The sequence below is a fragment of the Streptomyces sp. LaBMicrA B280 genome, assembly GCF_049222185.1.
Taxonomy (GTDB): Bacteria; Actinomycetota; Actinomycetes; order Streptomycetales; family Streptomycetaceae; genus Streptomyces; species Streptomyces murinus.
In genome coordinates, this window is the sequence record NZ_JBMJCT010000011.1 from 40,980 (window position 1) to 59,110 (window position 18,131).

The following is an 18,131-nucleotide window of genomic DNA, read 5'->3' on the forward strand; positions in this document are numbered from 1 at the left end:
CCAGGCCCCTCAGTCGCCGTCGATGACGGAAAGGGCCTGCTGCGGGTCCCAGTAGTTCTGGGCGCGGTAGATCTTCCCGTCCTTGAACTGGGTCTTGCCGGTGTACGTCAGCGTGAAGGACTTGCCGGTGGGCTCGCGGTCGAAGATGTAGCCCTGGTGGGTCACGCTGGTCTTCCAGGCGAGGTGCGCGATGTCGTCCTCCCAGCGGACGACCTCGGCGCCGTAGTGCGGGGCGAGCTTCTCGCGGACCTCGACGAGACCGGCCTTGATCCCCTCCAGGTCGGCGCCGTCGTTCTCCAGCGCGAGCGCGGACTCATCGGTGAAGTGACGGAACTCCGGGTGGATGAACTCCTCCAGAAGCTCGTCCTTGTGCCCGTTGAGCACCTCGTCGACGTAGCGCCGCAGAATGCCTTCCAGCTCTTCCTGGGTCTGCTGGGACTTGCTCATGGGACGGATTCCCTTCGAACGGTTGTCTGCCCGAACGACGCTATGGGCCCCCGCGATCCGGCAGCACCCCTATCCGTCCCCTACGCCCCCGCCGACCCCGATACGGCGCCTCGGGGACCCTTCCGACCTGCGCGTACACCTGCCGCCGCGCACGGCGGGGGACAACCGGCGGATCACGTTCCAGCCAGACCGCCGGGAGCGGGGGCGCGCAAAAGGCAGGTCGCCCACGCGTGGGTGTTCACGCGTGGGCGACCTGCCCATGGGGGGTGGCACATGCCCGGCGGGCGGGCGACAGAGCCTTCGTCAGACGGTGGCCTCCCGGGCCGGCGGCCGCCCGGAACCGCCTGCGGCCCCGGACTCCGCCCCCTCTTCGGCCGGCGCCACCACACGCGGCAGCAGCACCGCCGCGAGTACGGCGCCGAGCACGGCGACGCCGGCGCACACCGCCTCGGAGGCGGTGAAGGCGTGCGCGAAGGCGGCCTTCGCGGCGTGCACGGTGCTCGAAGCGGCCGGGTGGGGCAGGGACTTGGCGGCCTCGATCGCCTGGTCCAGGGAGCGCTTCGCCTGCGCGGGTCCGGACGGCGCGTAGGTCGCGGCGTAGCGCGAGGCCAGCACGCTGCCGACGATGGCGACGCCGAGCGCCGAACCCATCTCCTGCACGGTGTCGTTCATGGAGGACAGCAGCCCGGACTGCTCGGCCGGACCAGCCGTCATCAGCACGTCGTTGACCAGCGGCTGTGCCAGGCCCATGCCGACACCGACCAGGGCCATCGCGACGACCATCGCCGGGTAGCCGTCGTCCTTGGCGAACAGGGCGAACACGCCGTATCCGGCGGCCAGGACGAGCAGCGCGACGACGACGGCGCCGCGCACCCCGATCGCCTTGGACAGCACGGGCGCCAGCGGCGAGCAGATCATCAGGGCCACCGCCATCGGCAGGATCGCGGCGCCGGCCAGCAGCGGCGAGTAGCCGAGCACCAGCTGGAACTGCTGGGTGAGCACGAACAGGCTGCCGGTGAGCGCGAACATCAGCACGGCCATGGTGCCGCTGGAGCCGAGGAAGCGGTGGTTGCGCACGATCGCCAGATCGATCATCGGATGCCGGGCGGTCTTCTGCCGCAGCATGAACAGGCCCATGACGACGACACCGCCGATGAGGCCGGCCAGCACCCGGGACGAGGACCAGCCGAAGCGCGGCTGCTCGATCACGCCGTACACCAGGGCGCTGATGCCCACGATGGACAGGACGGCGCTGAGACCGTCGAGCGGGCGGGCGGCCGGGTCGGTGGACTCCGGTACCAGTGCGGTGGTACCGAGCACGGCGACGGCGACCACGACGACGTTGACGAGGTAGAGCGAACCCCACCAGAAGTGTTCCAGCAGCACACCGCCGATCAGCGGTCCGGTCACGGCGCCCAGCGCGGTCACCGCGCCCCAGATGCCGATGGCCTTGGGCCGCTCGTCCTCGGAGAAGACGTGCACCAGGATGGAGAGGGTGCCCGGCATGAACGCGGACGCGCCGGCGCCCATCACCGCGCGGGCGGCGATGAGTTCCCAGGAGTGCGTGGAGAAGGCGGCCGCCACGGAGGCGAGGCCGAACAGCACGAGACCGGCGACGAGCAGCTTCTTGCGCCCGAACCGGTCCGAGAGGCTGCCGGTCAGCATCAGCAGACCGGCGAGCACGAGCGAGTAGGCGTCCACCATCCACTGCAGGTCACTGGTGCCGGCGTCCAGTTCTCTGGCCAGCGTGGGCAGCGCCACGTTGAGAATGGTCGAGTCGATCGACACCACGAACACCGCGACGGCCAGCACCGCGAGAATCGCCCACCTGCGCGGGTGTCCGCGACTGGCTCCCTTGTTTTCCACCACAACTCCTCACGTGCGGCACGGGAGCGCCGCTCGACGACGGTCTGTCGTCATGACGGTATGAGGGAGCGGAAACCGGAACAACGCGTGTGCGCGCGAATTAGGGGACCCCTATCTCCGGCGCCCGCCCCTGTCCTGGGACGCGCGGACACCCGCACCCCGTTCTACGGTGAATGCGGCGCGGCCACCGACACGGCCCGGGAAAGGCTACCGTCATGTCGTCACAACTACCCATGAACGCCCATGATTTGACGTCACATCAGGCGGCAGGGTCGGAACCGGCGCAAAGGCCGGCGCCAGCCGCGGTGCAGCTCGCTCTCCATGACGACCCCGGCCGTTTCCTCGCGGACCTGCTGGCGGCACGGGGGCCCGGCGCGCCGGACGACGGGACGCTCGCCGTCACCCGGACCTTCGTGTGCGACCCGCCGTTCTTCGGCGGCGGCGACATCGGGCGGCTCGCGGTGTGCGGCACGGTCAACGCCCTCGCGGCCCGGGGCGCCGAGCCCCGCGCGCTGACCCTGGGCCTGACCGCCGAGGCCGGGCTGCCCCGGGACAGGCTGCGCCAACTGGCCGATTCGGTGCGGCAGGCGGCGGCCGAGGCACGGGTCACGGTGGTCGACGTGCACGGCCGGACGGTGCGGGCCGGGGACGCGGACCAGGTGTATGTGACGGCCACCGCCCTCGGCACGGCCACGCGGTACCGGCCCCCCGGCCCCGGCGCCGCCCGGCCCGGCGACCACATCGTGGTGACCGGACCGCTGGGCGACCACGAGGCCCATCTCCTGTCGCTGCGCGCGGGCTTGGGCTACGAGCACCACATCGACAGCGGCTGCGCGCCGCTCTCCGACCTGGTCGCCCTGGCCCTCGCCACCGCCGGACCGGGACTGCGCACGGTCCGCGAACCGGCCGAGGGCGGACTGGCCGCGGTTCTCACCGAGGTGGCGACGGAGGCCCGGCTCACCGCCCGGATCGAGGAACCGGACCTGCCCGTGCGGCGGATCACCCGCCTCGCCCTCGACGATCTCCACCGCACCCCTTGGTCGGCCGCGAGCCCCGGCACCCTCTGCCTCGTGGTGGCCCCCGAGGTGTCCCCCGCCCTGCTCACCGCCCTGCGCGGCCAACCCCGCGCGCGCCGGGCCGCCGTGGTGGGCACGCTGCGCCGGGAAGCGGAACACCGCCTCCTCCTGCGCGCCGGGGACGGCAGGACGCGGCCGGTGCGGGCCGGGGAGACGGGGGCCGCGCGGGTGCTGTGACGCCCATGGCCGGCGGCGGAACCGGATGGGCGGGCCACCGGTCAGGGGCGCGCCGGGACGCCCGCGGGGCGGTGGCCGCGCAGGGACAGGGTGCCGGCGACCGTGGCGAGGAGCGGCAGCAGCGCCAGGCCGAGGAGGATGCCGAAGCGGGCGGTGCCGCTCTGGTGGACGGTGTGCCCGGCGGCGGAGACATAGCCGGACGCGGCCAGCACCAGTCCGTAGCCGAAGGGGGCGAGGGCCAGCCCGACCGCCTCCCCGGTGGCGAACACCCCCGACAGCAGTTCGCCGCGGTCACCGCCGGCGGCGGCCTCCTCGGCGACACAGCCCGGCAACAGGCCGTACAGGAAGACAAGTTGGCCCGCGTGCCCGGCACCGGCCAGCAGCATCGCGGCGAGCAGGAACCCGGGGGCCACCACGGGCGCGGCGAGGAAGCCGAGGCAGCCGGCCGCGAACAGGGCACCGGCCAGCGCGTAGGCCCGCCGCGTGCCCACGCGGGCGCCGAACCGGGCCCACAGCCGCGCGGCGAGCAGGTCCGGTACGACGAACACCACCACCAGGGCACTGGTCAACGCCGGATCACCGAGCACCTGCCGCGTGGCGTACGGCACCCCGGCCAGCAGCACTCCGGTGGCCAGCGACTGCGCGGCCGCCGCACCGAGCAGGGCGCGGAAGGGGCGGTTCGCCAGGATCTCCTTGACCGCCGGCCGCACGGGGGTGGCCGTCAGGGACGTCCGAACGGCGGCGGACGACGGAGCGCGGCGCGCGCGGGCGGCGGCCCGCCCGGCGGGCGTGCGCCGGCGGGCGTGCGGCGCATGACCAGGGCCACGCCCAGCGTGCCGAGAGCGATCACCGCCGCGCCGAAACAGCCCGCCCAGCGGTATCCGGACGACGGGCCGCCGGACGACACCAGCGCGGGACCCGCCGCGCCCACGGCGAGCGCGGCCACTCCCAGGCCGGCCACCCGGCCCGCGGCCAGGCGGAACCGATCGGCCGGGCCGGTGGCGAGATCGGCGGGCAGCGCGGCGTAGGGGACCTGGAAGCAGGCGAACGCGGTGGCCGTCAGCAGGAAGCCCGCCTCCGCGCAGTACGCGCCGCCCGTGCCCGGCACCACCGAGGCGAACATCAGCGCGCAGGCCACCGCCATCGCCGCGCCGCCGTACCGGATCAGCCGCCGGCGCGCCCGGGCTCCACGGGCGTACCCGCCCACCAGCGGATTGACCACCGCCGCCCACAGCTTGGGGACGAGCACGGCCGCACCGGCGAGGGCCGCGCCGACGCCGAGCGTGTCGGTGAGGTACGGCAGGAGCAGCAGCCCCGGCAGGGTGGTGAACGTACCCGAGAGCAGGGCCCCGGCGCCGTAACCGGCCACGACCGGGCCGGAGACGGTCCGCGCGGACCCGGCCCGGCCGGGAACGCCTCGCCCCGGGGCGGCGGCACCCGGCCCCGGCCCGGCAGGGAACGCCTCGCCCCGGGGCGGCGGCACCCGGCGCACCGGGGCGGCGCTCACCGGCCGTGGTGCGCTCCGGCACTGCGGACGTGGTCATGGTCTGTCCCCTTCGTCGACCGCGGACGGCCCGTCGGCCGGACGGGGGATCGAAACCGGCCGACGGGCCCCGCCCATCCTGCGGACCCCGCCCTGAGATTCGCTAAAGGCGAGCCGGGCACCCCCCACGGACCGCCGGGCGCCCCCGCCGCACCGCAGTTGCGGTCATGCAACTTGCTGCCATCGGGCCGCGCTGGCCTCCACCCGGACCGTTTCGCACGCTGGACGGCAGCGTGTTCGAAAGGCAGCCAGGGGGGACACATGACGGAATCCATGACGGTGAGACGCGGCGCGGACACCCCTGCCGGCGAGCCGTCCGGGACGGCCCCGTTCGGGACCGCCCGCCACCTCATCCACTGCCCGCTCTCGTGGGGCAACTGCCTGGACACTCCCGGCCTCGGCGAAGAGCACTTCGTGCTCGCCGACCGCCTCCCCCGGGACCACCCGCTGTTCAACGACGGTCCCGCGCACTTCCACGACATGCAGGTCGTCACCGAATCCGTCCGGGAGGTCGGCGAGTTCGTCGGCCACCGCTATTTCGGTGTCCCCACGGAGCGCACCGGCCTCTTCTACCGGTACGACCTGCGCCTCACCGACCTCGCCCCCTGGCGCGCCCGCCCGGGCGGCGGCTCCCGGCTCAGTACGCGGCTGCGGGCCGTCCCCACGCACGTCGTCAACGGCATCCCGCGAGGGGTGGAGTTCCACACCGAGGTGAGCATCGACGGGACACCGTGCGCGGTCGGCTCCGCGAGCCTCGTCTTCCTCACGCCCGCGCTCTACCGGAACCAGCTCGCCTTCGCGCAGCCCGGCCGGACCGCCCCCGAGGAACACGGCCGTGCGGCGGTCACGGCCGCCCCGACGGCGGCGCACCGGGTGCCCGCCGCCGAGGTGGGCCGCTCCGACGCCGGGAACGTGCTGGTGAGCGACCCCGAGCGGCTGCCCTCCGGCCGGCTGTCCACCTGGGTGCGCACACAGCACGTCGCCCCGGTGTTCACGGGCCGGGAAGGGCGACTGGCCGGACTGCACGTCCTGGAGGCGCTGCGGCAGAGCGCGCTGCTCTCGGCCGGCCGACGGCACGGACTGGCCTCCGCGCGCTGCACGCTGGCCGCCTCACGGGTCCACTTCCGCGGCTCGGCGGACGCGGGACCACCCTTGCGGTGTGTCGCCGTGGCGGGTGAGGTCGAGCCCGATCCGGCCGGCCGGGCCCGGGTGCCGGTGACCCTGACGCTGACCCAGGGACGCAAGGCCGTCGCGGAGGCGACCGCCGTCGTGGTGCAGGATCTCTGAGGGGCCGGGAGATGAGGTTCCGGATCCTGGGCCCGCTGGAGATCACGGGCGATCCGGACCCGGGCTCCGCGGGCCCGCGCCCGCTCGGCGCGCCCAAGCCGCGCACGGTGCTCGGCGCCCTGCTCACCCGCCCCGGCGGTGTGGTCTCCGTCGACGAGCTGATCGACGAGCTGTGGCCGGACGGGCCGCCGCGCACCGCGCTGACCACGCTGCACGTGTACGTCTCGCAGATCCGCAAGGCGCTGGCCGCGGCGAGCCCCCGCGAGGGCCGCGCGCTGCTGGTCACCCAGCGGCCGGGCTATGTGCTGCGCGTGGACCCCGAGGACATGGACGCGACGGTGTTCGAGCGGCTGCGCGGGCCCGCCCGGCGGGCCCTGGCCGAGGGCGACGTCGGCCGTGCGGCGGAGCTGGCGCGCCGCCGTGCGGCGGAGCTGGCGCGCCGCGCGGACGCGCTGTGGCGTGGTCCGCTGCTGGCCGGTACGCCGCACGGCCCGCTGCTGCGCGCCGCCGCGGCCCGCCTGACCGAGGTGCGCCTCGAGGTGACGGAGCTGCGCCTGGAGGCCGAGCTGCTCCTCGGCCATCACCGTGACGTCCTGCCGGAACTGCGCGCGTTGACGATGCGGCACCCGTTGCGCGAGGAGTTCCACGCCCAGTTGCTGACCGCCCTCGCCCACACCGGGCGGCACGCGGAGGCGCTGGAGGCGTACGCCCGTCTGCGCGGCCTGCTCGCGGAGGAGCTGGGCACCGAACCCGGCGCCCGCCTGCGCGCCCTGCACCAGCGTCTGCTGCGGGAGGGGGGCGCGGGAGACGCGGTGCCGGAACCGCCCGTGCGAACGCTCCCGGGCCCGCGGGAGTGGCCGCCCCCCGTACCGCCCGCCCTCGATGGCGAGCTGATCGGCCGGGACGAGGAGAGCGAGGCGGTGGAGCGGCTCGTGCGGGGCGCCGCGCCCGGTGCCTGGACGGCCGTCACCGGGCCCGTGGGCGCCGGCAAGACGGCCCTCGCGCTGGCCGTGGCACACCGGGTGGCCGACGCCTTCCCGGACGGGGTGCTGTTCGTGGACCTGCGCCCCACCGCCGGTCCCCGTACGGCCCCGGAGGCCGCGGCCCGGCTGCTGCGCGTGGCCCGCTCCGGCACGACCGGCACGACCGGAGCGACCGGCTCGGACCCGGACCACCCCGGCCCCGACCCGGTCGCCGCGCTGCGTGCCCTCACCGCCCGCCGGCGGCTGCTGCTGGTGCTGGACGGCGCCGGTTCCCTCGCCCAGGTGCGGCCCCTGCTGCCCACGGCTCCCGGCAGCACCGCGCTGGTGACCGGACGGCTCGCGGCGGCCGCGGCGGCCGGAGCGCGCGTGGTGCCGCTGGGGCCGCTGGGGCGACTGGCCGTACGACGGATGCTGCCCGGCGTCCCGCCCGACATCGCGGACCGCGTCGGCGAGTTGTGCGGGGGGCTGCCGCTGCCGCTGCGGGCCGCCGCGCTCACCCTCACGGCCCGCCCGCACTGGGACGGCGTGACCCTGCTCGCCCGGCTGCGCGAGGAGGCCACCCGTCTCGACGTACTCGGCGCCGGTGAACCCGACGTACGCGCGCGCCTGCTCGGGGCGTACGACGACCTCCCGGCCGAACAGCGCCGGGCGCTGCGGCTGCTGGCGCTGCTGCCGCGCGGGGAGTTCGGCAGCGGCGCGGCGGCGGCCGTACTGGATCTCGGGCGGCATCCGGCCACGCTGCTCCTGGACGCCCTCGCCGACCGCCAGTTCCTCCTCGCGCACGATCCGGAGACCTATCTGCTGCCGGAGCCGGCACGGCTGCTGGCCGCCGATCGGCTGCGGACCCTGGAACCCACGGACTCGGTGCGCGCGGCGACCGTCCGGATGTGCGAGGCGTACGCGGCGGCGGCCGCGGCACCGGGCGGCGCCCCGCGCACCGTCGCGCAGACCCGCGGACTGGCCGGGGTGCTGCGCACGGCGCACGCGGCGGGCCGGTGGTCCACCGTAGTGCGGCTCGCCGAGGCGCTCACCGCGCCGCTGGAACGCACCGCCGACTGGGCCACCTGGGACACCGCCCACACGCTCGCGCTGGACGCGGCCGAGCGTCTCGGGGACCGGCGCGCGCGGGCCCGGCTGCTGACCTCGCTGGGTGATCTGGCCTGGCAGCAGCGCGACGACGAGCGCGCCACCGAGCGCTACGGCCGGGCGGCCGAGATCGCGGCCGGCCCCGGCCTCGCGGACGAGATCGCGGCCGGCCCCGGCCTCGCGGACGAGCGGGCCCGCGCCCTGGCCGGCCTCGCCGAACTGCGCCTGGAACACGGCGATCCGGACCGGGCCGCCGCGCTGCTGGGCGTGGCGCCCGAGTCCGGCGGTGAGGTGGGCCGGTACGAGGTGCAGCGGGTGCGGGCGCTGGTGGCGCTGCAGACGGTGGGCGGGCGGGCCGCGGCCGGGCCGCTCACCGAGTGCGTGACCCTCGCCGCCGCCCTGGGCGACCGCCGTCGCGAGGCGCACGCCCACCGCGCCCTCGGCGCCGTCCACGAGCCGCGCCGGAGCACCGAGGCGCACCGGAACTTCGAGGTGCGGCCCGGTGTCTGGCGGCTCGCCCCGCCCGGCCGCCCGGGCCCGCCCCGACCATGAGGATGGACATGCTGCTGACCCACGGAGCACGGCCGGACGCGGCGCGCGCGCACCGCCGGCCGACCGACACCGACCTGATCGGGCGGACGGAGGAACTGCGTGTCCTCCATGAGTGGTTGCGCGATCCCGGCGTACGGCTGGTCACGCTGACCGGCACGCCCGGTGCGGGCAAGAGCCGGCTGGCCGGGGCGGCCGCCGAGGCGGTGGCACCGGCGCGTACGGGGAGCACAGCCGGTTCGGATGCGGTCCCCGGCGCGGTCGTCACCGCGGTCGTGGACTGCGATCCGGCGGACCCGGGCGCGGCGGTGGCCGCCTCGGTGCGCGCCGGCGCGGCGGGGGGTGGCCGCCTCGGTGCGCGCCGGCGCGGCGGGGGGCGGCCGGGTGCTGCTGCTCCTGGACGGCTGCGACCACGAGGCCCGGCCGGCGCCCGTGGACGTGACGCGCCTGCTGGACACCGGCCCTGGTGTCGTCGTGCTCGCCACCGCCCTGGAGCCGCTCGGCGTCCTGGGCGAGCGGCTGTTCCCGGTGCCCCCGCTGCCGGTACCCCCGGACGGGGAGTACGACGAGGACACCGATCTGGAGCGGCTGTGCGCGGTACCGTCGGTGGAGCTGTTCACGGTGTGCGCGGCGCGGGCCCGGCCGGGTTTCGCGGTGACCGGGGAGAACGGGCGGGCCGTCGCCGGGCTGTGCGCCCTGCTGGACGGGCTGCCCGCCGCGCTCGAACTGGCCGCCGCCCGCACCCGCTGGTACGAGCCCGCCACCCTGCTGTCCCGGCTGCGCGACCGCCCCGGCCAATTGCACGGCGGCCCGGCCGGCGCCCCGGAACGGCACCGCTCGCTGACGGCGCTCGCCGAGTACGGCTGCCGCGGGCTGCCCGCCGCGGAACGTGCCCTGCTGGACCGGCTGTGCGTGTACCGGCCGGGGTTCGGCACGCATGCCCTCGAACGGGCGGACGAACCGGCCGTCGACGGCCTGCTGGACCGGGGCGTCCTCGCGCTGACCGACCGCGCCGGGGCGGAGCCGCGGTACGCGGTGCGCGAGCCGTTCCGCTCGTACCGGGGGGCCGCGCTGGAGGGGCGCGGGGAGCTGACGGCGGCCCGGGACGAGCACGCCGAGCGCTACCACCGTCTGGTGACGGCGGCGGCGCCCCGGCTGGACGGCACCGAACAGGCGCGCTGGCTCGCCGTACTGGGCGCGGAGACCGCCAATGTCCTGGCCGCGCTGGAGCACTCGCACGCGCGCGGCGCGACGGAGCGAGCGGCGGCGCTGGTCCTCGGCTGCCGGCAGATGTGGCCGGCGCGGGGTCTGCTGCGGGAGGGCGTGGCCTGGTGCGACCGGCTGGCGGCGGGGGTGCCGCAGGCGGCGGCAGCACGGCTGACCGACCTGGGCGGCGAGCTGACGGCGGCTCTCGGCGATCCCGCCGAGGCGGTGCGCCGGCACCGTACGGCGCTGGCGGACGGCAAGCGGCTGGGCGACCGCGGGCTGAGCGCGCGGATCACCGCCCACCTGGGCGCGGCCCTGCTCGCCACGGGCGCACCACCGCGCTGGCCGCGGCGCAGCACGCCCTCGGCCACTCCCGGCGGGCCGCCGACCTCCTCGACCGGGCCACCGCCGCCCTGCGCCGCCTGGGCGATCTGCGCGGCCTGACCGAGGCGCGGTACGTCGCCGCGCTCCTCGCCATGAGTTCGCCCGACAGGCCGGACGCGGACGAACCGGCCGCCGACGCGGCCCTGCGCGAGGCGCTGGAACTGTGCCGGGACACCGTCGACCTGAGCGTCCTGCCGCGGCTCGCCGAGGAGTTCGCCTTGCTGGTGCTGCGGCGTACCCCCGCGCAGCAGCCCCGGGTGGTCCGGCTGATCACCGCCGCCCGGACGCTGCGCGGGCGTACCGGGTCCACGCCCCCGCCCGCGCACCGGGCCGCGCTGGAGGAGGCACTGACGGGCATCCGTTCCCGGCTCGGCTGGTCCCCGTACGCCCTGGCCGCCGCCGAGGGCCGGGCCCTCGACGCCACCGGTCTGATCGCCGAGGCCCTTTCCGCGCCCCCCGCGCCCCCCGGCAGGGCCACCGGCACGGGCGAGAAGCGTCTGACCGCCCGTCAGCTGCAAGTGGCCCTGCTCGTCTCGGAGGGCCTGACCAACCGCCAGATCGCCGCTCGCCTCGGCCTCTCCGAGTGGACCGTGGTCAACCACGTCCGCCAGATCATGCGCCGCCTGGACTGCACCTCCCGCGTCCAGGTCGCCTGGGCGATCGGGAAGTGGACGTGAACGCCTCCGGCGCGGCACGGCCACAGGCGGCGGCCCCGCGGCCGGACGCCGACGCGGTGCTCCCGGCTCCGGCCGACGAGGTGGCCCGGGCCTATCGGGTGCAGGGCTGGTGGCGGTCGGGGGAGACGTTCGCCACCGATCTGCGCCGGGGCGCCGCCCGGCACCCGCGGCGTGCCGCCCTCGTGCAGCACCATGCCCTCGCGCCCGAGGGGCGGCGCCTCACGGCGCTGAGTTACGGCCGGCTCGACCTGTATGTCGACCGGTTCGCCGGGGCGCTGGCCGCGCTCGGGGTGCGGCCGGGTGATCCGGTCGCGTACCAGTTGCCGAGCCGCTGGGAGACGGCCGCCCTGTTCCTGGCCTGTGTCCGGCTGGGCGCGGTGGCGGTGCCGGTGCTGCCCGGTTTCGGTGTGCGCGGTCTCGGCCAGGTCCTGGCCCTGTCGCAGGCGCGGGTGTGCGTCGTACCCGATGTGTGGGAGGGCGTGCCGTACGCCGGACCGCTGGCCGCTCTGGCCGCCGAACTGCCCTGGCTGCGCCACCGGGTGGTGCTCGCCACCACTCCGTCGGACGTGCCGACGGCGGCCTCCCGGACCGGGGCCGTGGACTTCGGCCCGCACTTCCTGCGCACCCCGCACGAACGCGGCCCCTACCGGCCCGCCGGCCGTCGGCTCGGACCGCGCGACCCGGCGGACCGCGTCTGCCTCCAGGTCGCGGTGCGGGGCCCCGGCGACGCCTGCTCCCTGGTCCTGCACTCGGCGAACACCCTGTACGCCGGCTGCCGCGCGCTGGCCGCCCCGGTGCCGCCCGGCACGGCGCGGGCGGACGAGGAGAGCCACCGCGTCTCCTACTCGGCGCTACCGCTGACCTCACTGGCGTCGATCCTGTTCACGGTGTGCCGGCCGCTCACGGTGGGCGGCACCGGCGTCCTCCAGGACGTATGGGCGCCGGGCAGCTGTCTGGACCTGCTGGCCGACACCGGCGCGGGACACGCCTACGCGGCACCCGCGCAGTGGGCCGAGGTGGACGCGGAACAGCGGCGCGCGCCCCGCCCGTTGCCCCGGCTGCGACTGGTGCTCTCGGGTGGCCGCACCAGCACCCCGCCGGAGCTGCTGGCCGCGCTGCCGCAGGCGCTGGGCGCGCCGGTGCGCGGGGTGTGGGGCGCGCCGGAACTGGGGCTGGGCATCGTCGCCCGCGGGGACATCCCGGCTGAGCGGGCCGGGCGGAGCGACGGCATGCCGGTGCCGGGCCTGGAGGTCTCCGCCCTCACGGACCGTGCCGCGCGGACGGACGGGGAGGATCGGCTGCGGGTGCGCGGTCCCTCGGTGTGCCTGGGGGTACGACGGGAGGACGGGGGCGCGCCGGAGGCGACCTGGGGGCGGGCCGGCGGCTGGGTCGACGTCGGGGACCTGGCCCGGCCGGACGGCCTGGGCGGCGTCCATGTCACCGCGCGGGCGCACGGCCGTACCGGCGCGTTCTTCCTGGTTCCGGTGGACCGGCTGGAGGCCGCGCTGCACGCCCACCCCGGGGTGCGGGAGGCGGTGGTCGTCCCGTGGACCGACGCCGAGGCGGGCGAACGCCCCTGCGCCGTCGTCGTACCCGCCGCCGAGGACGTGCCGCCGGCCCTGCCGGACCTGCGCGCTCATCTCACCGCGCAGGGCATCCCGGACGCGGCCCTGCCCAACCGGCTGGAGCTGGTCGGCTCCCTCCCCCGCGACGACCAGGGCCGGCTCCGCCGCGACGGTCTGCGCGGCTGGCTCGAACGCCTCCGCCCCGGCCGCCCCCGCAGCACACCGTGACCGCTCACGCGCAGTGCGTGGCGCCCAGGTGCGAGGCCCAGGACGCCAGTTCGGCGTGCCAGTCGGAGGGGAGGCGCGCCGGGGCCAGGGCACGGGCGGCGTCCTCGGCGAGTTCCCGGGTGCGGGCCTCGGCGGACCGGCGGCCCTCCGCGTCGAACAGTACGTCGCGCAGGAGTTCCGCCTCGTCGTCGTAGTCCGGGCCGCCGCTGAGGAAGCCGCGCAGCCGCCACGCCGCATGCAGCCGTACTCCGTACTCCGCATAGACGTCGGCGAGTTCGGGCCGGTCCGCGAGCAACGCGCCAAGGCGCAAGGGGTGGTGGACGGCGTACGCGCCCGCCGCGCACCCCGGCGAACAGGCCAGCGCCAGGCACCCGGCCGGCCAGGGGTCGTCCTGGTAAGCCGCCGCGGCGACCGTCGCCTCGTACGCCCCGAGCGCCCGCTGGGTACGCAGGTTCTCCCACTCCCGGCGGGCCGCGCCGGACAGCGCGCGGGCGAGCCGGTCGGCGTAGCCGAACGCGAGGTCACCGGCGAGCACGGACGTGGTGTCGCCGAACCTGCGCGACTCTCCGCGCCAGCCGTTGCGCTCGTGCTCGGCGGCATGGCTGACGTGCAGCGTCGGCAGCCCCCGGCGCAGCGCGACGCCGTCGCGGGTGTCGGCGCGCACGGCGAGGGCGGCGTCCAGCATCTCCAGGGACGCGGCCGTGTCCACGGCGCGCGCGGCACCGGGGTCGCCGCCCGCGGCCAGGTAGCCGGTGAGGAAGAGCCCGGCACGGATCCGGTCGTCCGCCGAGCGCACCACCGCGGCGACATCGCTGACCAGCGAGGCCGACCGGTGGCCCGCGGCGGCCCAGCGCCGGTGCTCCTCCGTGAGGAGGCCGCCGATCCGCCGCTGGACGCGCTCCAGCATCCGGTCCCGTATCGCCATCCGGTCCGCATCCCGTCCCGTGTGCTGATGCGCCGTCATGTCACTGCCCCCTTCGCCGGCCGCTCCTTTCCTCAGCGTGCCCGGCGATGCCGCGGCGGGACCCGCGGCACCGGGACGTGGCGCGGAACGTACGCGCGGTGGCCGGGAGAGATGGCTGTCTCCTGCCGGGTACCGGCGGCGCCCGCGGGCCCTTGCCATCCGCCTGCCATGCGCGCCTTCCGCGCCCTCGGCCCTACGACCGCGCGTCATGCCTCGCTGAGCATCAGCTGGAGCTCCACCGGAAGGTGCCGACGCGAGGTGACGCCCAGCTTGCGGTAGGCGCGGGTCAGATGCTGCTCGACCGTGCTGACCGTGATGAACAGCTTCCCCGCGATCTCCCGGTTGGTGTCCCCGTGCACGGCCAGCGCGGCGACGCGCCGTTCGGAGTCGGTGAGTTCGGCCAGACGCGCGCGGGACGCCGACCGGGCGGGCAGGGCGACCGGCGCGGCGGGCGGGGCGGGGACCGGGCCCGCCGACTCCACGGTGTCCCGCAGCGGGTACGCCCCGCACTCGTCGGCCAGGTGCCAGGCGGTGCGGTTGACCATGGTGGCCCGGGCGGTCTCCCCGCACTCCTGCAGGGTGCGGCCGAACTCCACCAAGGTGCGGGCGAGTTCGTACCGGTCGCCGGACCGGCGCAGCGCCTGCGTGGAGCGGTCGAGCAGCGTCTTGCGGCGCCGGGGTTCCTGAAGGGCGGCCCGCTGGCGCAGGGAGACGCCCTGCACCCAGGCGTCCGCGGCGTCGGGCAGCGCGAGTTGCTGGGTGACGAAGCGGTCCGCCTGCCGGGCCTCCCCGAGGCCGAGCAGCGCCTCGGCCGCGTCGGTGCGCCAGGGCAGGACGACCGGCCGGTCCAGCCCCCAGCCGCGCATCCGGCGGCCGATCTCCAGGAAGTCGGCGAGGGCCGCGTGACAGCGTCCCGCGGCCAGGTGGAACCGGCCGCGCGCCCGCAGGTACGCCAGCCCCGGGACGGTGGCGTGGCCGGACTCCGCCACGGGCCGGGCCAGTTCGGCGGCGGCCACATCGGCGCGGCCGCGCGCGAGCAGCACCTGCGCGAGGATGCCGACGGTTCCGGTCACCACCGTGCTGCCGGCCGAGCGGGGCACCAGTTCCAGGGCGGTACGGGCAGCGGCCTCGGCGCCGGGCAGGTCGCCCTGCCGGAACAGTGCCTCAGCGTGCACGGTGCGCACCATCGCCGACCATCCGGGCGCGGCGCACTCCCGCGTCCGCTCGGCGAACTCCGCGCACCAGGGCAGCGCGCGGGCCGGGCCGCCGAGGTGGAGCAGGGTGCGCAGGGCGTGCAGCACCGGCTCGATGGCCGGACAACCGCCGAGCGCCGAACGCAACTGCGCCTCGGCACCGGCGACGGCGCCCCCGGCCCGCTCCTCCAGCCACCAGGGCCCGGCCCACACCGCGGCATCGCGTCGGCCCGGACGGCAGCCGTCCGTGAAGCCCCCGGTCTCCGCGAGGCCACCGCCGATGGCGGCGGTGGCCCGGCCCCTGGCGGAGCCGGTGTCCGCAAGGACCCGACTCGTGTCGAACCCGGCCCCCGCGCCACCGACGCCCCGGTCCCCGGCCCGCCCGGCCGTCGCACCGCCGAAGGCTCCGCTACCGGCACGAGCGGCACCCGGCTGCGCGGAGCGCCCGTACCAAGGGGGCGGCAGCTGCGCCGGAATGGCCACCCGGCCCGGGGCGGTACCGGCGTCCGGCGCCGCATCCGCACCGTCCCCGTCCCCGTCCCCGGTCACCTCCGTGTCCTCACGCGCCCCGGCCGCGGCCGCCAGGTCCCGTGCTTCCCGGGCCTCGTCCAGACGGCCGTGCACCGCCAGCAGCCCGGCCAGTGTGTTCAGGTCGGTCGCGGTCAGGTGGCCGGTCCTGGCCTCGGCCAGGAGGGCGGCGAGGCGCAGCTCGGCGTCCTCGGGGTCGACGCGGGCCGCGGCCTCCGCGGTGCGCAGGGTGTTGCCGGCCCGGCGGCGCGGGTCGGTGAGCGCATCGCCCGCGAGGCGCAGGCACGTGTGCTCTTCCGATCTGGGCGGTCGAGCAGCGCGGCGACGGCCCCGGCCGAGGCATGTCCGTCCAGCGCTCCGGCGGCCCGCGCCACCGCACCGGCCGCCGCCCCGACCCTCGCCACACAGGCGACCAGAGCCTGTGCGTAGGCGCCGTCGGACCGCGGCTCCAGAGCCCCGCCCCCGGCCGCGAAGTCCGCCAGCACCGCCCGCAGGAGCAGCGGGTTGCCGCCGGTCAACCGGTGGGCCAGCCGACGGCTCGGGCCCTCGGTGATCCCGGCCTCGTCCAGCAGCGTGTCCACGCCGGCCGGGCTCAGCGGCGCCGCGCGCAGCCGGAACGACCCGGACAGACGCAGCAGTTCGGTCTCCAGCAGCGGGTCCGGGACGGTGGCGGGCAGGGCGCGGGCCAGGACCACCAGGATCCCGGCGCGCCGCGAACCACGGGCCAGGTGCAGCAGCTGCGTACGGGAGACGTCGTCGGCGTGCTGCCAGTCGTCCACGCAGATCAGGACCGGACCGCTCGCGCCCAGCCGCCGTACGGCCGCGCCGAACGACTGCGTGGACTCCCGCAGGGCACCCGGCACCCGGCTGACCGCCGCGGCGAGCAGACCGGGCGGCCCGCTCGCGGCGAGCTGGCCGAGTACGCCCAGCGGGAGCGCGTGTTCCTCGGCCGCCCCGGTGGCGCGCAGCACCACCCAGCCCCGCCCGGTCGCCCGGTCGATCGCCTCGGAGACCAGTTCGCTCTTGCCGCAGCCGACCGGGCCTTCCACCAGAACGACTCCGCCGTGTCCGGCCGCACAGTCGTTCAGCGCGGAATCCAGCGATTCAAGTTCCGCTGCCCTTTCAATGATATTCACGCAGCATCCCCCCGCGATCACGCAATCACTTTGTCCGGGCATACCGACCTTCGGCCGCCTGCCGGAAATACGTCATCCGAGAATTGTGTAATCCATTTTAGGAGAGTTCCGTTCACCCGACGGTGACCAGAACCTGCACGGCAGTAAATCGCGGGGCCCGCGCAGCCCGGCTCCGGCTGCCCATGGCAAGGGCATGGCAGGACCGGAGGGGCTTGCCCGTCGCTCCGGGGCAAGGGGCACCGCGCGGACCACCCGGCATGACAGCCGGCTGCCGTCCGCGCCCCCGTTCCGGCTCCCGTCGGCCCGCGCCGCGCCGTCGCCGCTCGCCCGCGGAGCCCGCTCGCTCGAAGGCTGGAACCAATTCCCCTCCGGCCCCGAGCGAATCGAGGACTCCATGCTGGCCGAGCTGTTGCCGTCGACCGTCGCCGCGGTCGAGGTGCGGACCGATCCCGTCGGCATCCCCCTCTTCCCGGAGGAGGAGGCGCATGTGCGCGACGCGGCACCCAAGCGGCGCGCGGAGTTCACGGCGGTCCGCTGGTGCGCCCGCCGCGCGATGGCCAGCCTGGGCCTGCCGGCGGCGCCGGTGGTGCCGGGGCGGCGCGGCGCCGGTGGTGCCGGGGCGGCGCGGCGCCCCGGGCTGGGGTCCCGGGCTCGCCGGCAGCATGACGCACTGCGCGGGCTTCCGGGCCGCGGCCCTCGCCCGGCACAGGGACGTGCGCTCGCTCGGCATCGACGCCGAGCCGAACACGTCCCTGCCCACGGGCATCCTGGAGGAGATCTCACTGGGCCCGGAGCGGCGGCAGATCGCCGCCCTGCGGCACGCCCGACCGGAGATCGCCTGGGACCGGCTGCTGTTCAGCGCCAAGGAGTCCGTCTTCAAGACCTGGTACCCGACGACCGGTCTCGAACTGGGCTTCCATCAGGCCCTGATCACCTTCGACCCGGACCAGCGGGGCTTCCGGGCCCGGCTGCTCACGGCGGCGGCCGGTGGCAGCGCGCCGCGTTCCTACACGGGCCGCTACGGCGTGGAGGGCGGCATTCTGGCCACCGCGATCGCGCAGCTGGCGCCCGCCCTCGTCCCGGCCTGAGCCCCGGCCGGCCGGATCAGGTCCAGCGGTCGTCACACGGGCTGACACCGTTCGCCGCCGCGGAGACGCTCTGAGTGGCCGGGCCGGCCGACACCGCGGCGCCGACAGCCGCGTGGCCGGGTGCGACCTGGGCGCCGCCGACGGCAAG

The 18,131-nt window shown here is 76.5% G+C and carries 14 protein-coding genes and 1 pseudogene; 8 read left to right on the forward strand and 7 right to left on the reverse strand.

What is annotated here, in order from left to right; translation table 11 throughout:
* Positions 1-9: 9 nt before the first annotated feature.
* Both ACLF5H_RS10420 and ACLF5H_RS10425 read right to left on the reverse strand, forming a co-directional pair.
* Entirely contained in the window at positions 10-447 is a 438-nt protein-coding gene (locus tag ACLF5H_RS10420; RefSeq protein WP_421675775.1) for an ester cyclase, read from the reverse strand.
* 303 nt (positions 448-750) lie between these two features.
* A complete protein-coding gene (locus ACLF5H_RS10425) occupies positions 751-2,313 on the reverse strand; it encodes an MFS transporter (RefSeq protein ID WP_421675776.1) in 1,563 nt (520 codons plus the stop codon).
* Between the two features lie 305 nt (positions 2,314-2,618).
* On the opposite strand from ACLF5H_RS10425, the gene ACLF5H_RS10430 reads away from it, so the two are divergent.
* Positions 2,619-3,566 (forward strand): AIR synthase-related protein, encoded by a 948-nt coding sequence (locus tag ACLF5H_RS10430; RefSeq protein ID WP_421675777.1) that lies wholly within the window; start codon positions 2,619-2,621, stop codon positions 3,564-3,566.
* 41 nt (positions 3,567-3,607) lie between these two features.
* Here ACLF5H_RS10430 and ACLF5H_RS10435 read toward each other — a convergent pair whose 3' ends face one another.
* A complete protein-coding gene (locus ACLF5H_RS10435; RefSeq protein WP_421675778.1) occupies positions 3,608-4,276 on the reverse strand; it encodes an MFS transporter in 669 nt (222 codons plus the stop codon).
* Positions 4,277-4,287: 11 nt separating this feature from the next.
* Positions 4,288-5,073 carry an MFS transporter gene (locus ACLF5H_RS10440; RefSeq protein WP_421675779.1) on the reverse strand — a complete coding sequence of 262 codons (786 nt, stop codon included), beginning with the start codon at positions 5,071-5,073 and terminating at the stop codon, positions 4,288-4,290.
* A gap of 309 nt (positions 5,074-5,382) precedes the next feature.
* Here ACLF5H_RS10440 and ACLF5H_RS10445 point away from each other — a divergent pair, with 309 nt between their 5' ends.
* From ACLF5H_RS10445 to ACLF5H_RS10465, 5 genes are all read left to right on the forward strand, one after another.
* Positions 5,383-6,396, forward strand: a complete 1,014-nt coding sequence (locus tag ACLF5H_RS10445) for an AfsA-related hotdog domain-containing protein (RefSeq protein ID WP_421675780.1) — start codon at positions 5,383-5,385, stop codon at positions 6,394-6,396.
* 11 nt (positions 6,397-6,407) lie between these two features.
* Positions 6,408-9,017, forward strand: a complete 2,610-nt coding sequence (locus ACLF5H_RS10450; protein ID WP_421675781.1) for a BTAD domain-containing putative transcriptional regulator — start codon at positions 6,408-6,410, stop codon at positions 9,015-9,017.
* Positions 9,018-9,368: 351 nt separating this feature from the next.
* On the forward strand, positions 9,369-10,664 hold the full coding sequence (locus ACLF5H_RS10455; protein ID WP_421675782.1) for an ATP-binding protein: 1,296 nt from the start codon (positions 9,369-9,371) through the stop codon (positions 10,662-10,664).
* A gap of 32 nt (positions 10,665-10,696) precedes the next feature.
* Entirely contained in the window at positions 10,697-11,281 is a 585-nt protein-coding gene (locus ACLF5H_RS10460; RefSeq protein WP_421675783.1) for a helix-turn-helix transcriptional regulator, read from the forward strand.
* Entirely contained in the window at positions 11,278-13,074 is a 1,797-nt protein-coding gene (locus ACLF5H_RS10465; RefSeq protein WP_421675784.1) for an AMP-binding protein, read from the forward strand. The genes ACLF5H_RS10460 and ACLF5H_RS10465 overlap by 4 nt, the downstream gene beginning before the upstream one ends.
* Before the next feature lie 4 nt (positions 13,075-13,078).
* On the opposite strand, the gene ACLF5H_RS10470 is transcribed toward ACLF5H_RS10465, so the two are convergent.
* From ACLF5H_RS10470 to ACLF5H_RS10480, 3 genes are all read right to left on the reverse strand, one after another.
* Positions 13,079-14,038: a hypothetical protein gene (locus tag ACLF5H_RS10470; RefSeq protein WP_421675785.1), complete on the reverse strand. Its 960-nt coding sequence runs from the start codon at positions 14,036-14,038 to the stop codon at positions 13,079-13,081.
* Between the two features lie 206 nt (positions 14,039-14,244).
* On the reverse strand, positions 14,245-15,855 hold the full coding sequence (locus tag ACLF5H_RS10475; RefSeq protein WP_421675786.1) for a LuxR C-terminal-related transcriptional regulator: 1,611 nt from the start codon (positions 15,853-15,855) through the stop codon (positions 14,245-14,247).
* Between the two features lie 38 nt (positions 15,856-15,893).
* Entirely contained in the window at positions 15,894-16,937 is a 1,044-nt protein-coding gene (locus tag ACLF5H_RS10480) for an AAA family ATPase (RefSeq protein ID WP_421675787.1), read from the reverse strand.
* A gap of 352 nt (positions 16,938-17,289) precedes the next feature.
* Between ACLF5H_RS10480 and ACLF5H_RS10485 the strand changes: the two are divergent.
* Both ACLF5H_RS10485 and ACLF5H_RS10490 read left to right on the forward strand, forming a co-directional pair.
* Positions 17,290-17,442: pseudogene (locus ACLF5H_RS10485) on the forward strand (4'-phosphopantetheinyl transferase); the annotation flags it as partial.
* A 115-nt stretch (positions 17,443-17,557) separates the two neighbouring features.
* On the forward strand, positions 17,558-17,983 hold the full coding sequence (locus ACLF5H_RS10490) for a 4'-phosphopantetheinyl transferase family protein (protein ID WP_421675788.1): 426 nt from the start codon (positions 17,558-17,560) through the stop codon (positions 17,981-17,983).
* The last annotated feature ends 148 nt before the right edge of the window (positions 17,984-18,131 follow it).